General features: G+C 66.0%; 12 protein-coding genes. 11 read left to right on the top strand and 1 reads right to left on the bottom strand.

Features of this window, described 5'->3' with window-relative positions; all coding sequences use genetic code 11:
• From P8X75_08730 to P8X75_08680, 11 genes are all read left to right on the top strand, one after another.
• Positions 1 to 317 (top strand): (2Fe-2S)-binding protein (locus P8X75_08730; GenBank protein MEJ1995286.1); only part of this gene is annotated, 317 nt, incomplete at its 5' end.
• An 81-nt stretch (positions 318 to 398) separates the two neighbouring features.
• Positions 399 to 2765, top strand: a complete 2367-nt coding sequence (locus P8X75_08725) for a xanthine dehydrogenase family protein molybdopterin-binding subunit (protein MEJ1995285.1) — start codon at positions 399 to 401, stop codon at positions 2763 to 2765.
• Positions 2766 to 2777: 12 nt separating this feature from the next.
• A complete protein-coding gene (locus tag P8X75_08720) occupies positions 2778 to 3572 on the top strand; it encodes a xanthine dehydrogenase family protein subunit M (GenBank protein MEJ1995284.1) in 795 nt (264 codons plus the stop codon).
• A gap of 102 nt (positions 3573 to 3674) precedes the next feature.
• Complete coding sequence (locus P8X75_08715; GenBank protein MEJ1995283.1) at positions 3675 to 6980, top strand: YdbH domain-containing protein; 3306 nt, start codon at positions 3675 to 3677, stop codon at positions 6978 to 6980.
• Positions 6981 to 7031: 51 nt separating this feature from the next.
• Entirely contained in the window at positions 7032 to 7283 is a 252-nt protein-coding gene (locus tag P8X75_08710; protein ID MEJ1995282.1) for a YnbE family lipoprotein, read from the top strand.
• Between the two features lie 11 nt (positions 7284 to 7294).
• The gene (locus P8X75_08705) at positions 7295 to 7639 is read left to right on the top strand and encodes a YdbL family protein (GenBank protein MEJ1995281.1); all 345 of its coding nucleotides are present in this window, start codon (positions 7295 to 7297) and stop codon (positions 7637 to 7639) included.
• A gap of 86 nt (positions 7640 to 7725) precedes the next feature.
• Entirely contained in the window at positions 7726 to 8658 is a 933-nt protein-coding gene (locus P8X75_08700; GenBank protein ID MEJ1995280.1) for a MoxR family ATPase, read from the top strand.
• A gap of 4 nt (positions 8659 to 8662) precedes the next feature.
• Complete coding sequence (locus P8X75_08695; protein MEJ1995279.1) at positions 8663 to 9934, top strand: VWA domain-containing protein; 1272 nt, start codon at positions 8663 to 8665, stop codon at positions 9932 to 9934.
• On the top strand, positions 9913 to 10248 hold the full coding sequence (locus P8X75_08690; GenBank protein ID MEJ1995278.1) for an XdhC family protein: 336 nt from the start codon (positions 9913 to 9915) through the stop codon (positions 10246 to 10248). The genes P8X75_08695 and P8X75_08690 overlap by 22 nt, the downstream gene beginning before the upstream one ends.
• Entirely contained in the window at positions 10245 to 10958 is a 714-nt protein-coding gene (locus P8X75_08685) for an XdhC family protein (GenBank protein MEJ1995277.1), read from the top strand. The genes P8X75_08690 and P8X75_08685 overlap by 4 nt, the downstream gene beginning before the upstream one ends.
• Positions 10955 to 12601, top strand: a complete 1647-nt coding sequence (locus P8X75_08680; GenBank protein MEJ1995276.1) for a molybdopterin-binding/glycosyltransferase family 2 protein — start codon at positions 10955 to 10957, stop codon at positions 12599 to 12601. The genes P8X75_08685 and P8X75_08680 overlap by 4 nt, the downstream gene beginning before the upstream one ends.
• A gap of 13 nt (positions 12602 to 12614) precedes the next feature.
• Here the strand turns inward: P8X75_08680 and P8X75_08675 are convergent, their stop codons facing one another.
• Entirely contained in the window at positions 12615 to 13370 is a 756-nt protein-coding gene (locus tag P8X75_08675; GenBank protein MEJ1995275.1) for an aldolase, read from the bottom strand.
• Between the last annotated feature and the right edge of the window lie 244 nt (positions 13371 to 13614).

Here is a 13614-nt window from a genome sequence, read left to right as displayed (position 1 = left end):
TCAAATCCTGTACGCTTTTGGCCGTTCAGGCCGAAGGCGCGTCCGTGACCAGCATTGAAGGCCTCGCCCAGGGCGGCGAACTGCACCCCATGCAGGCGGCCTTCAAGGAACATCACGGCCTGCAGTGCGGTTTCTGCACCCCGGGCATGGTGATGAGCGCGGTTGATCTGCTTCAGCACAACCCGGACCCCAGCGAAAAAGAGGTCCGCGATTGGCTCGAGGGCAACATATGCCGCTGCACGGGCTATCACAACATCGTCAAGGCCGTGCTCGACGCCGCACAGCAGATGCGCGGCGGCCAGCAGGCTGCGGAGTAAGACTCCGCCCGGGCTCCGCCTGCCGCCGGACGGCGCGGCGCAGCCAGAGCAGACGAGAGATTACAGGGAAGGAATCCCATCATGTCCACAGACGGAATCGGCGCTGCGATCAAGCGCAAGGAAGACCACAGATTTCTGACCGGCAAGGGCCGCTACACGGATGACTTCAATCGGCCCGGCCAGGGCTACGCGGTCATGGTCCGCAGCCCCCATGCCCACGCCAATCTCACCGGCATCGACAAGAGCGCGGCTGAGGGCATGCCCGGCGTGCTCGGCGTCTTCACCAACGCCGACATGGAGGCCGACGGCATCGTAGGCGCCCTGCCCGCCGGCTGGGTGATCACCAACAAGGACGGCTCGCAGATGAAGACGCCGGGCCACCCGATCCTGGCGAAGGGCAAGGTCCGCTACGTCGGTGACCCGGTCGCCATCGTCGTGGCCGAGACTCTGGCCCAGGCCCGTGACGCGGCAGACGCGCTGGAGGTCAGCTACGAAGAACTGCCCGCCTCCATCGACCCCGCGACCACCTGCGATGACGGCAAGCCGCAGCTCTTCGAGGAGGCGCCGAACAACGAGTGCTTCGATTGGGAGATCGGCGACAAGGATGCTGTCGAGGAAGCCTTTTCCAAGGCCAAGCACATCACAACGCTCAACATCATCAACAACCGCCTGATCCCGAACGCCATGGAACCCCGCGCCGCGCTGGGCGAATACGACAGCGGCTCGGACATGATGACCATCTACACCACGAGCCAGAACCCGCACGTAGCCCGGCTCGTGATGTCGGCTTTCGTGGGTCTCGCGCCTGAGCACAAGCTGCGCATCATCGCCCCGGACGTGGGCGGCGGCTTCGGATCCAAGATCTACATCTATTCCGAGGAGGTCGCCTGCGCCTACGCCTCGAAGAAACTGGGCGTACCGGTGAAGTGGACCGCTGACCGGTCCGAAAGCTTCCTGTCGGACGCGCATGGCCGCGACAACGTCACCGAGGCGAGCCTTGCCGTCGACGAGAACGGCAAGATCCTGGGCCTGCGCGAAAAGACCATCGCCAACCTGGGCGGCTATGCAAGCCTCTTCGGCACGGTGACGCCGACCTATCTGCATTCACTGCTGCTGTCGGGGCAGTACGTAATCCCGAACATCTACTCGGAGGTACGCGGCGTCTACACCAACACCGCCCCGGTCGACGCTTACCGAGGCGCGGGCCGGCCCGAGGCGACCTACATCGTCGAGCGGCTGATGGAGGAGACGGCGCGCGAACTGGGCATGGACCCCGCTGAGTTCCGCCGCCAGAACTTCATTCAGGAGTTCCCCTACCAGACGCCGGTGATCCTCGCCTACGATTGCGGCGACTTCTCTGCGCACCTCAACAAAGCCCTGGAACTAGCTGATTATAAAGGCTTTGCGGATCGCAAAGCGGACTCGGAGAGCCGAGGCAAGCTGCGCGGTGTCGGCTTCTCTTGCTACATCGAAGCCTGCGGCATCGCCCCCTCGGCGGCGGTCGGTTCCCTGGGCTCCGGCGTGGGCCTCTGGGAGAGCGCCGAGATCCGCTTCAATCCGACCGGACAGGTGATCGTCAACACCGGTTCGCACAGCCACGGGCAAGGTCACGAGACGACTTTCGCCCAGCTCATCTCGAGCTATCTCGGCGTTCCCTCCGAACAGGTAGAGATCGTGCATGGCGACACCGAGCGCACGCCCTTCGGCATGGGGACCTACGGGTCCCGCTCGCTGGCGGTCGGCGGCTCGGCCATCGTCAAGGCGGCGGAGAAGATCATCGACAAGGGCCGTAAGATCGCAGCCCACCTGCTGGAGGCGTCGGAGTCGGACATCGACTTCGCCGACGGCAAGTTCACGGTGAAGGGCACCGACAAGGCCAAGTCGATCCAGGAGATCGCCTTTGCCGCCTACGTGCCTCACAACTACCCCGAAGGCCTGGAGCCCGGGCTCCACGAGAACGCCTTCTACGATCCCCTGAACTTCACCTTCCCCTCCGGCACGCAGATCTGTGAGGTGGAGGTCGATCCGGATACAGGCGTGGTGGAGATCGTCAGCTTCACCGCCGTCGACGACTTCGGAAAGATCATCAACCCCATGATCGTCGAAGGTCAGGTTCACGGCGGCATCGCCCAGGGCGTCGGTCAGGCGCTCTGCGAGCAGACCGTCTACGACCTGGAGAGCGGGCAGCTGCTGTCCGGTTCCTACATGGACTACTGCATGCCGCGGGCCGACAACCTGCCGGACCTGAAGCTCGGCTTCACGGAGACCGAGAACCCGAGCAATCCGCTGGGCGTAAAGGGCTGCGGCGAAGCAGGGGCGATCGCCGCCCCCGCCGCCGTCATGAACGCCGTCACAAACGCCATCGGGACTGATATGCAGATGCCTGCCACGCCGGAACGCGTGTGGCGCGCCCTGCAGTCCAAGTCCACGTCCATGGCAGCCGAGTAAGGAGGTTTATCCATGTATAACTTCGAGTATCACAGGCCCTCCTCCCTCGACGAGGCGGCGAAGGCCCTGAGCAGCGGCGACGACACGAAGATCGTGGCCGGCGGCATGACGCTGGTGCCGACGCTGAAACAGCGCCTTGCCATGCCTTCCGACGTCGTCGACCTGGGCGGCATCGCCGAGATCAAAGGCATCTGCGAGGAAGACGGCGCGGTCGTTGTCGGCGCAATGACCACCCACGCCGAGGTCGCCGCCAACGACACCGTCAAGGCCAAGATCCCGGCCCTGGCGGCGCTCGCGGGCGGTATCGGCGATCCGCAGGTCCGCAACCGCGGCACCATCGGCGGCTCCATCGCCAACAACGACCCGGCGGCGGACTACCCGGGCGCCGTGGTCGGCCTGGGCGCCACGGTGCGCACCAACAAGCGGGAGATCGCGGGCGACGACTTCTTCACCGGCATGTTCGAGACGGCGCTGGACGACGACGAAATCATCGTCTCGGTCTCCTTCCCCGTGCCGGACGCCGCCGCCTATCAGAAGTTCGACAACCCGGCTTCGCGCTATGCAATCGTCGGTGTCTTCGTGGCGAAGACCGCCGACGGCGTCCGGGTCGCCGTGACCGGCGCCGGCCCTTGCGTCTTCCGCTCTTCCGAGATGGAAAGCGCGCTCGCCAGCAACTTCTCCGCCGACGCCATCTCGGGCATCTCGGTGGCGGCGGATGGGCTCAACAGCGATATCCACGCCTCCGCCGACTATCGCGCGCACCTGGTGGGCGTGATGGCGCGCCGCGCGGTTTCCGCCGCCGGATAAGCCTTCAGCCGATAGTCTCGGTGACTGGAACGCCGGACCCTCGCGACAGGGTCCGGCGTTTCGTCTTTCCGGGAGGGACCCGGCAGGGTTAGCCTTTCATCCATGAAGCGATTCCTGCTCATCGCCGCCGGTGCGACCTCCCTTTGCATCGTCCTGGTTCTGGTCGCTGCGTTAGGCTTCCGGAGCACCCTCGCCGAGTGGGCGCTGAAGCGCGTCCTGGAGCAGCAGGGGCACAAGACCGAACTGACGGTCTCCGCCTTCACGGGCAATCAAGTCATCATCACCGGCATCAGAAGCGATGCGGCATCGGTCGAACGCCTGACCGTCGACTACAGACCTTCAGACCTCTTGTCGGGTCGCCTGGAGGGCATCGACGTGCAGGGGTTGAGAGCCAACCTAGACCTTTCCGCGCCCAGCGGCGCTTCCGGTGGATTGCCCGATCTTCCTCCTCTCCCCCCGATCCGGCTCCGCGACGCCCGGGTCGCGGTTACGACGCCCCAGGGGCCCGTGACGGCCAGGATCGAGGGGCGCCTCGTCAATCCGGAAGCAAAGCTGCTTTCAGCACACTTGATGCTCGATCTGGACAGTGACTTTGGGCGCTTTTCGGGCCCCCTGGACGCGGTCCTGAAGGACCTGGAGCCCAGCTTCCTGGAACTCAATCTGGATGGCCAGGCGCTGCTCTGGGAGGGCCGGGATCTTGGGCCTTCCACGCTCCTCGTCAGGCTCAGCGAAGACCGCTTCACCGGCACTCTCCATTTGCAGGCCCCCGCCAACAAAGGACGTCTCGACGCCACGCTCGGTTCTTTGCGAACTCGTGAAGATCTGACGCTGGAGGCCGCCTTCTCGCTTCAGCCTGAGAGCCCGCTCTGGTCCCTCGTCCCGGCGGAAGGTCTGCAAGCGGAAGGATCGCTCGCCGCTGACGTCTCCCTGCCACGACCCCTGGATGCCGTCACCCGCCTCGGCGACGCCGGGATGTCGCCTGCGACCTTACTCTCCGCCCTGATCGCTCTTGGGGTGGAAAGCGACATCTCTCTCGACCTTCGCGAGCTAACGGCAAAAGACAGCCCACGGCCACTGGACGCCGCGATGCGGCTGAAGCAGGGCGCCAAGGGCGCGAGTCTTGAGGGGACCCTGGGCGGGCCATCCGACCCAACCCGCCTGGACCTCCGGGCCAATCTGGAGAGCGCGGGGGAGCTATTGCTGGGGAGCCTTTCTTTCGAGGGGGCGCTGGCGGGCGACGACGCCATCCTGAGGGCCCTGGTCCCTTCCGCGCCCGAGGGCACCCTCAGCTTCAGCGGAGAGCTTTCCGCGACCCAACCGCCCGGCATGCCGGAAGGCTTCGACGCGCTGCTCGCCGCAGCGCCGAGCGGCAAGCTCTCGCTTGCCGGAGAGAAGCTGGCCTGGAAAGACATCTTGAGCGGGGGCGAACTCACAACCGAGGTCGTAATAGAAACCGATGGAGGTGAACTGGTCCTGACGCTGGCGGGCGACAGCCGCTTGAGCGGCAAAGCGGGACCGGGATTGATGCTGCCGGACTTCCTCGCTTCGGACGAGGTAATCACGCTCCGGCCGACTGGCGACGCCCTTGCGCTGGCGGTGAGAGATGTGGGCGGGTCCCTAAGGATCGAATGCGGCGGCGGCATGGAAGTCACGCAGGCAGAGCGCCGCCTTGAACAGCAGGGCGCGATCACCCTTGATCTGGAGGCGGAGGGCCCGGTTCTGACCGGCCGGGCGCTGTCCTTGACCGCCGGTTCACTTCCCCTGCCGCAGGCCACTCTGACCGACGGCAGCTACAGGGGCGCCCTCGACTACAAGGAAGGCGAATTGGCGCTCGACGGCGCGCTTTCCGCCACGCTCGCTATTGAAGGCGCTGGCGGTTTGGCGGCGCAATCCCTGTCCCTAGACGGTCCTCTAGAGTTTCACCACGAGCCGCGCGCGCGTGCAGTCACCTTCCCGCAGGGCCTCACGGTTTCCTTTACCGAGGGCCTCACCATGAAGGATTTCACCATCCGCCCATCCGAGGCGCTTCGGATAGAGACACTTTCCGCCCGCCATGCAGAGACGCTTGAGGCCCTGACCCTTGAGGCATCACTGCCCGCCCTCGCGATCACGGGCCCCGCGCGGCTTGACGTTCAGCCGGGCGGCAGACTGTCCTTGAGCCTTGAAGACAGTGTTTTGATCGGCGAAACCCTGTTGCCGTCTCTTGGCCTGCCCGATCAGGCCGCGTCGCTGGAGGGCCTTGCGCTCTCGGCCAATCTCTCAGCCGAAACCCTTCCGGAACTGAGGCCTTCCGGCGACGGCCCAGCGGTGACGCTGGCGATTGCGGAGATCCTGCATCCTGCGCTTTCAGACGCCGCAATGTCGGTTTCCGCCACCCAGGCAGAAGCGGCGGTCGCCTTGAGCGGCGCCCTGACGCTGGCCCGGGGCAAGGCGCGTCTTCCGCTTTCGGGCCAGTTCGATCCAACCAGCGGAAGTTTGAGCGGGCGGCTGGGCGGCTCCACCCTGCAGTTTGAGCAAGGCGGCTTGCAGCCCGCCGACCTCTCCCCGCTTCTTGCCGTTCTGGAGGAGGCCAGCGGCGAGGTCACGCCCTCACTAAACCTGCGGCTTTCGGGCGGCAGTCTGCGGGCCAGCGGGAAACTGCGCGCTGACGCGCTCGGCTTTACCTCCGCCGGAACCAAGGTCCGGGCGCTGAACGGGACTGTCGTCTTCTCCGATATCCTGGCCCCGCGCAGCGACGGACTGCAGGAGGTCACCATCGCGCGCCTGGATCCGGCGATCCCCATTCGCGACGTGATCGCCCGCTTCTCGATCGAGCCGGGCGGCAACGGCCAGCCGCTGGTGCTGATAGAACGGATCGAGGGGGCCACGGACTTCGGGCCGGTCCTGGTCACCGAGGGCAGGGTCACGCCCCTAACCCAGTCCGGTCGCATGAAGATCAGCTTTCCGGACCTGGATCTGGCGCAGCTGACCGCCCTCCTCGGCGTCGAAGGGCTGAGCGCGACCGGGAAACTCTCCGGAAGCCTGCCCATCGGCCTGGAGAACGGTGTGGTGCGGATCGACCAGGGCAGCCTCGACGATCAGGAGACCGGCGTGATCCGTTACGATTCGCCCACCGCCCGTCAGGCTCTGGCGGGCGGCGGCGAGTCCGTCACCTTGATGCTCGATGCCCTGGAGAATTTTCAGTATCAGGATTTTGGCGTGACCCTCGATAAACCAAGCGAGGATGAGCTGACCATATCTTTCTCGTTAGAGGGAAAAAACCCCGACGTTCTGGATGGTTATCCATTTCGTTTCAACATAAACCTAAGCACAAATCCAACATCCCTTTTGGAAGCCTTGAGGGTGGGCAGCGACATCGGAAAGCTTTTGCTCGACCGCACGGGAACGTTTCCAAGAAGCGATCCGTAGTATTACCATGGGTGTTACGCACCCAATGGCTCGAAGCAAAAGGAAGCTCCCGTGGTGGAACGACATACCAACAAGAGCGCCCGGACGGCCGTCGCCGCCTTCGATGGCGGGCGAGCCGCGCTGACCGCGCTCGGCCTCTTGGCCGCGCTCGCGCTTTTCAGCGCCTGCACTCCGACAGTGAAGGTCGAGGCCCCCAAGGAGCCGATCACCATCAACCTCAACGTTAAACTGGATGCCGAGGTCCGCGTGAAGCTCGAAGAGCAGGCGCAGGAAGACATCCAAGAGAACCCTGACATCTTCTAGAGGCCAGACGCATGACACAGCTTCGCTTCTCCCGACGCGCGTTCGCCGGCCTGCTGACCGCCGCCGCGCTCACTCTTTCCTTCGGCGCGCCGGCCCTGGCCGACCAGCTTGACGACCTGCGCCGCTCCGGCGCGGTGGGCGAGCGCTATGACGGCCTTCTGGTCGCACGCGACCCCAGCGCGACAAGCTTCGTAAACCAGGTGAACGCTCAACGCAGCGGGATCTATCAGGACCGTGCGGCCAAGCAGGGCGTATCGCCCGCCGACGTCGGCCGGGTCTACGCCAAGCAGATTTTCCAGAAAGCCCCCAAGGGCACCTACTTTCAGCAGGAAAACGGCAGCTGGGTTCAGAAGTAGCCCGGCGCGCCGCCGCGCCGTTGCTATCCCCCTGTCCGCCCCTATAGTCTCCCGGTACAGACACCTCGATCCGGGAGCCTAGCTTCATGGCCGCAGAACAGCCCAACCTCCCCGCCTCCGTGGACGAAACGCTGGCGCTCCTCGAAAAGGGGCGCTACGTGGGCGACCGCAGCCTTGCGACCGTGCTGCACCTCGCCATGAAGCTTGGGCGGCCCCTGTTCCTCGAAGGCGAAGCCGGGGTCGGCAAGACCGAGATCGCAAAGGTGCTGGCGGAGACCCTCGGGCGTCCGCTGGTTCGCCTCCAGTGCTATGAAGGCCTGGATGTCTCCGCCGCCGTCTACGAGTGGAACTACGCCAGCCAGATGGTGGAGATCCGTCTGGCCGAGGCGACAGGCGACCGTGACCGCGAAAGCCTGGAGAACGACATCTTCTCAGAGCGCTTCCTGATCGAGCGGCCCCTGCTGAAGGCGCTGCGCCCCAGCGTCGGCGGATCGCCCGTTCTCCTGATCGACGAACTGGACCGCACCGACGAGCCCTTTGAGGCTTTCCTCCTAGAGGTTCTGTCGGACTATCAGATCACGATCCCCGAGATGGGCACCATCAAGGCCGAGCAGCCGCCGCTCACCATCATCACATCGAACCGGACGCGCGAGATCCACGACGCGCTGAAGCGCCGCTGCTTCTACCACTGGGTGGACTATCCCACCGCCGAGCGGGAACTGGAGATTCTGAAGGTCAAAGCGCCCGGCGCGGGCGAACGCCTCAGCCAGGAGATCGTGGCCTTCGTACAAGGCCTGCGCGACGTGGACCTTTTCAAGCTGCCCGGCGTCGCGGAGACGATCGACTGGGCCGAAGCCTTGACCGCGCTCGACAAGGTGGCGCTCGACCCGGAGACCATCGACAGCACGTTGGGCGTCCTTCTGAAGTACCAGGACGACATCGAGAAGATGCAGGGCTCGGAGGCCGCAAAACTCCTCGAGCAGGTGCGGCGGGAGATGAACGCAACCGGCATCGCGTGACCTCATGACAGAAGGCAACGGCAGCCCAGACCGCGCCCACGACCCCGGCTATTCCGTCGGCGGCGGGCGCTTTGCGGAGAACATTCTCTTCTTCGCGCGGACCCTGCGCGCCGCCGGACTGCCGGTCGGGCCCGGAAAGACGCTGGATGCCGTACGCGCGGCGGAGGCCGTCGGGATCGAACGGCGCGACGACTTCTACTGGGCGCTGCACGCCGTCTTCGTGAACCGCCGGGACCAGCAGGAAATCTTCGACCAGACCTTCCACATGTTCTGGCGCAACCCGCGCATCCTGGAGCGCATGATGGGCATGGTGCTGCCGGAGATCGCCGACAGCAGCGCCAAACCCATGGAGAAGGAGCAGATCAACCGCCGCGTCGCCGAAGCCTTCAACAAGGAGCCTGGCTCGCCGGAAAGCGAGGGGGAGCCGCAGGAGAAGGAAGAATTGGAGATCGACGCCGCCCTCACCTTCTCCGCCCGTGAACTGCTCCAGGAAATGGACTTCGAGCAGATGAGCGCCGAGGAGATCGAGGAAGCCAAGCGCGCGATCCAAACGATGCGACTTCCTCTCCAGGAGATCCGCACCAGACGCTATCGCCCCAACCGGCGCGGGAGCCGGGCCGATCTACGCGCCAGCCTGCGTCAGGCGCTTAAAGGCGGCGGCGACATCATTCCCTTGCGCTGGAAGGAACGGCAGCTTCGGCGCCCACCGTTGGTCATCCTCTGCGATATCTCCGGCTCCATGGCGCAGTACTCGCGCATGGTGATGCACTTCATGCACCGCCTTACCAACGATCGCGACCGGGTGCATTCCTTCGTCTTCGGCACCCGCCTGACCAACATCACGCGCCCCTTGCGCAACCGGGACATCGACCTGGCGTTGGACAAGATTTCAGAAGAGGTCGTGGACTGGTCCGGCGGAACGCGGATCGGCGCCTGCCTGCACGACTTCAACCGCAATTGGTCCCGCCGCGTGCTGGGCCAGGGAGCCGTGGTTCTGCTCATTACCGACGGTCTCGACCGGGAGGGCGCCGAGGGCCTGGATGAGGAGATGGAGCGGCTGCACAAATCCTGCCGCCGTCTGATCTGGCTCAACCCCCTCTTGCGCTACGAGGGCTACGCTCCGAAGTCTATGGGGGCGCAGGCCATGATCCGTCATGTGGACGAGCTGCGCACCGTGCACAACCTGAAGGGCCTGAAGGATCTGGCCGAAGCGCTGGGCGAACAGACGCCCGGCAAACGCAAGGAGATGTCCGAATGGCTGGAGAAGAGCGCATGAACGAAGGCGACGTTCTGGAATCGGCCGGCGGCTGGAAGGCCGAGGGCCGCAAGGTGGCGCTGGCCACCGTCGTCGCGACCTGGGGCTCCTCCCCCCGTCCGGTCGGCAGCCAGCTGGCCGTGGATGAAGAGGGCCGCATGGTGGGTTCGGTCTCGGGCGGCTGCATCGAAGGCGCTGTCGTGCATGAAGCCAAGCAGATCATGGAGGGCGCGCCCTCTAAGCTGCTGACCTTCGGCGTCAGCGACGAGGAAGCCTGGGAAGTCGGCCTCGCCTGCGGCGGAACGGTGAAGGTCTACGTGGAGGCGCTGGGATGAAGCTGGCGCTCTTCGAGGCCCTGCAGGAAGCCCGCGCTGAAAAGCAGGCAGCCGTCCTGGTCACCGAGCTGGAAAGCGGCGAACAATCCCTTCTGCTGGGCGACAAGGTCGAGGGCGACCTGGAGGTCGGCGGTCCGCTGCGCGAGGCCGCCGCGGAGGCGATCCGCTCGGACAAGAGCGGCCTTTTCGAAGAGCGCTACTTCCTTCAGGTCTTCAACCCGCCCTTACGGCTGGTGATCGTCGGCGCAGTGCACATCGCCCAGGCGCTGGCGCCGCTCGCTCGGATCGCCGGCTATGAAGTCACCATCGTGGACCCACGCAAGGCCTGGGCCACACCGGAGCGCTTCCCCGGCCTGAACATCGTGGAGCTTTGGCCGGACGAAGGGCTCGAGTCATTGGCGCTGGACCACCGCACGGCGGTGATCACCCTGACCCACGACCCGAAGCTGGACGATCCGGCGTTGCAGATCGCATTGCGCTCGCCCGCCTTCTACGTCGGCTCCCTGGGCTCCAAGCGGACCCATGCGAAACGGGTTGCCCGCCTGGAAGAGGCCGGGTTCAGCGCAGAGGAGATCGCCCGCATCCATGCGCCCCTGGGCCTTGCCATCGGCGCGAAGTCGCCGGCGGAGATCGCACTTTCGGCGCTTGCGCAGATGACGCAGGTGCTGCGGGGCGCCGAGCCGCTGGTGAAGCGGGAGCCGGCGTCATGATCTTCGGCGCAGTCGCGACCGATGAGGCTGAGGGCACCTATCTCGCCCATTCCCTGAAACAGGGAAAACTCTCCTTCAAGAAAGGACGGCTGCTGAGCGCCGAAGACCTTTCCGCGCTGAAGGCAGCCGGGATAGAGAGCGTGATTGCCGCCCGGCTCGAAGCCGGCGACCTTCACGAGGATCTGGCCGCGCAGTCCCTCGCCGCAGCGCTTTGCGGAGAGGGTCTCACCACCTCAGCCGCCTTTACCGGCCGCTGCAACCTGATCGCCGCAACGCGGGGGCTGGCGGTGATCGACCGGGAGCGGCTGGATGCCTTCAACCGGGTCGACGAGGCCCTGACCGTGGCGACCCTGACGCCCTACGAGATGGTCGAGCCGCGCCAGATGGTGGCGACGGTGAAGATCATTCCGCTTGCGGTGTCCAAGAGTTCTCACGACGCCGCCTTGGCCGCCCTGGGCAACGAACCCTTGGTGCGCATCGCCCCGCTGCGCGCGCGGCAGGTCGGCCTCGTCCAGACTCGCCTGCCCGAGGGCAAGGCCGCCCTGCTCGACAAGGGGCGCGAGGTGATCGACGCGCGTCTGGCGCAGCTCGACTGTCCGCCCGCGCTGGAGCGCCGCTGCGGGCATGCGGCGGACGAGGTCGCAGCCGCCCTGAAGGAGCTGCGCTCGGAGGGCTGCGAACTGCTCCTGGTCTCCGGCGCCTCGGCCATCGTGGACCGGCGCGACGAGGTGCCGGGCGGCATCGTGGAGGCTGGTGGGGAGATTGTCCATTTCGGCATGCCGGTCGATCCCGGAAACCTGCTGCTGCTGGCGGATTGGGAGGGCTTGCCGGTCCTGGGCCTGCCGGGCTGCGCGCGCTCGCCCAAGATCAACGGCTTCGACTGGGTCCTGAGGCGTCTGCTCTGCGATCTGGCGGTGACGCCGCGCGACATCATGGAGATGGGGGCTGGCGGCCTCCTCAAGGAAACTTCGGCGCGGCCCCTGCCCCGCGCCGCCGCCGTCGAGCGGAGCGATAGCGGCAGCGAGGCCGGCGGCGCCGCCCCCCGCGCGCCTGAGGTCGCCGTCCTGCTGCTGGCCGCCGGACAGTCGCGCCGCATGGGTGCGGTGAACAAGCTGCTGATGAGCATCGACGAGAAACCGATGGTCCGCCACGCAGTCGAGGCCGCGCTCGCCTCCAAGGCCGAGGCGATCGTGGTGGTGACGGGGCATGAGGCCGAAGCGGTCCGCGGGGCTCTCTCGGACCTGCCGCTCACCTTCGCGCACAACCCGGACTATGCCAGCGGCATCGCCGCTTCCCTGCGCCGTGGCCTGGCCGCCCTGCCGGGACAGCCGGACGGGGTGCTGGTGCAGCTGGGCGACATGCCCGCGGTCAAGGCCGAGGTGCTGGACCGCCTGATCGCCGCCTTCAACCCCGCCGAGGGGCGCGCCATCTGCATCCCCACCTTCCGTGGCAAGCGCGGCAACCCCGTCCTGATCGCCCGGCGTTTCTTCGCGGAGCTCCAGACCCTCCAGGGCGACGTCGGCGCGCGCCACCTCATCTCCGACTATCCCGAGCAGGTGGCCGAGGTCGCGATGCCCGACGGCGCCGTTCTGCTCGACCTGGACACGCCCGAGGCCGCCGCCGCTTTTTCCCAAGAAGAGTGATGCCCGACCGGGGTCAGTCCGCGAAGCCCGGCGCATCCTCCGCCAGCATGCGCTTCAGCGCCTCGAAGTGCTTTCTCGAGTAGAGCTCGCGCTCGGCGTCCATCTGCGCCTTGGTGGCCTTCGCCATGTTCTCCCCCACCAGCGACAAGGGCCGCCCGGTCGAATAGGCCAGCACCTGTAGCTGGGCTGCACGCTCCAGGTAATAGAGCTGATCGAAGGTCTCGTGAACCGAGGCGCCCACCACCATGACGCCGTGGTTGCCCATGAAGAGCACGCGCTTGTCCTCCAGGCAGGCGGCGATGCGCGCGCCCTCCTCCGCATCCTCGGCCAGCCCCCGGTAGTCCCGGTCGTAGGCCACGTCGCCATAGAACTTCAGGGAGGTCTGGCCGAGCGGGAGCAGCCGTGGGTCCTCCAGCGTGGTCAGCGCCGTGGCGTGGGGCATGTGACTGTGCATGACGCAGGCGGCGCGCGGATGCGCCCGGTGGACCGCCACGTGGATGCAGGCGGCGGTCAGCTCCAGCTCCCCCTCACCCTCCAGCACCTGGCCCTCGCCGTCGATCAGCAGCAAGTCGGAGGCGCGCATCTTCGACCAGTGAACGCCGAAGGGCGTGATCAAGGTGCGCGGCTCCGGCCCCGGAAGCATCAGGGAGAAGTGGTTGCAGACCCCTTCGTGGAACCCGTTGAGCGCCGCCAGCCGGTGCGCGGCGGCCAGATCGATCCGCGCCGCGCGCTGCTCGTCAGAAGCCGCAGTTCCCTTGTCGCCCACCATGCTCGCCTCTCCCCGTCAGAGCCCGGAATGATCCAGAAGACTAGGAAAGAGGCGGCGGAAGCACAATGCGGATAATCGCCACAAGAGAAAAATAACTTGACAAGTACCACCAATTTTCATAGTCTATACGGCACGGCACAGTCTGTCCGTGATTTCCCCTTTAGACGCTTGGGCCACCGAAACGGGCCGTCTTCCGCCACCTGGCGGGGCGGCCCTTTTTTTGCGGCCTTGCGCGCCCTTCCCC

The sequence above is a fragment of the Limibacillus sp. genome (assembly GCA_037379885.1).
Lineage (GTDB): Bacteria > Pseudomonadota > Alphaproteobacteria > Kiloniellales > CECT-8803 > JARRJC01.
The sequence above is the reverse complement of the archived record's forward strand: the minus strand, read 5'-3'. Positions and strand labels throughout refer to the sequence as shown.

What these genes read in the sequence shown, in the direction of transcription:
- P8X75_08725 (MEJ1995285.1), top strand. Translation starts at nt 399, where the DNA reads ATGTCCACAGACGGAATCGGCGCTGCGATCAAGCGCAAGGAAGACCAC.
- P8X75_08720 (MEJ1995284.1), top strand. Translation starts at nt 2,778, where the DNA reads ATGTATAACTTCGAGTATCACAGGCCCTCCTCCCTCGACGAGGCGGCG.
- P8X75_08715 (MEJ1995283.1), top strand. Translation starts at nt 3,675, where the DNA reads ATGAAGCGATTCCTGCTCATCGCCGCCGGTGCGACCTCCCTTTGCATC.
- P8X75_08705 (MEJ1995281.1), top strand. Translation starts at nt 7,295, where the DNA reads ATGACACAGCTTCGCTTCTCCCGACGCGCGTTCGCCGGCCTGCTGACC.
- P8X75_08700 (MEJ1995280.1), top strand. Translation starts at nt 7,726, where the DNA reads ATGGCCGCAGAACAGCCCAACCTCCCCGCCTCCGTGGACGAAACGCTG.
- P8X75_08695 (MEJ1995279.1), top strand. Translation starts at nt 8,663, where the DNA reads ATGACAGAAGGCAACGGCAGCCCAGACCGCGCCCACGACCCCGGCTAT.
- P8X75_08690 (MEJ1995278.1), top strand. Translation starts at nt 9,913, where the DNA reads ATGGCTGGAGAAGAGCGCATGAACGAAGGCGACGTTCTGGAATCGGCC.
- P8X75_08685 (MEJ1995277.1), top strand. Translation starts at nt 10,245, where the DNA reads ATGAAGCTGGCGCTCTTCGAGGCCCTGCAGGAAGCCCGCGCTGAAAAG.
- P8X75_08680 (MEJ1995276.1), top strand. Translation starts at nt 10,955, where the DNA reads ATGATCTTCGGCGCAGTCGCGACCGATGAGGCTGAGGGCACCTATCTC.
- P8X75_08675 (MEJ1995275.1), bottom strand. Translation starts at nt 13,370, where the DNA reads ATGGTGGGCGACAAGGGAACTGCGGCTTCTGACGAGCAGCGCGCGGCG.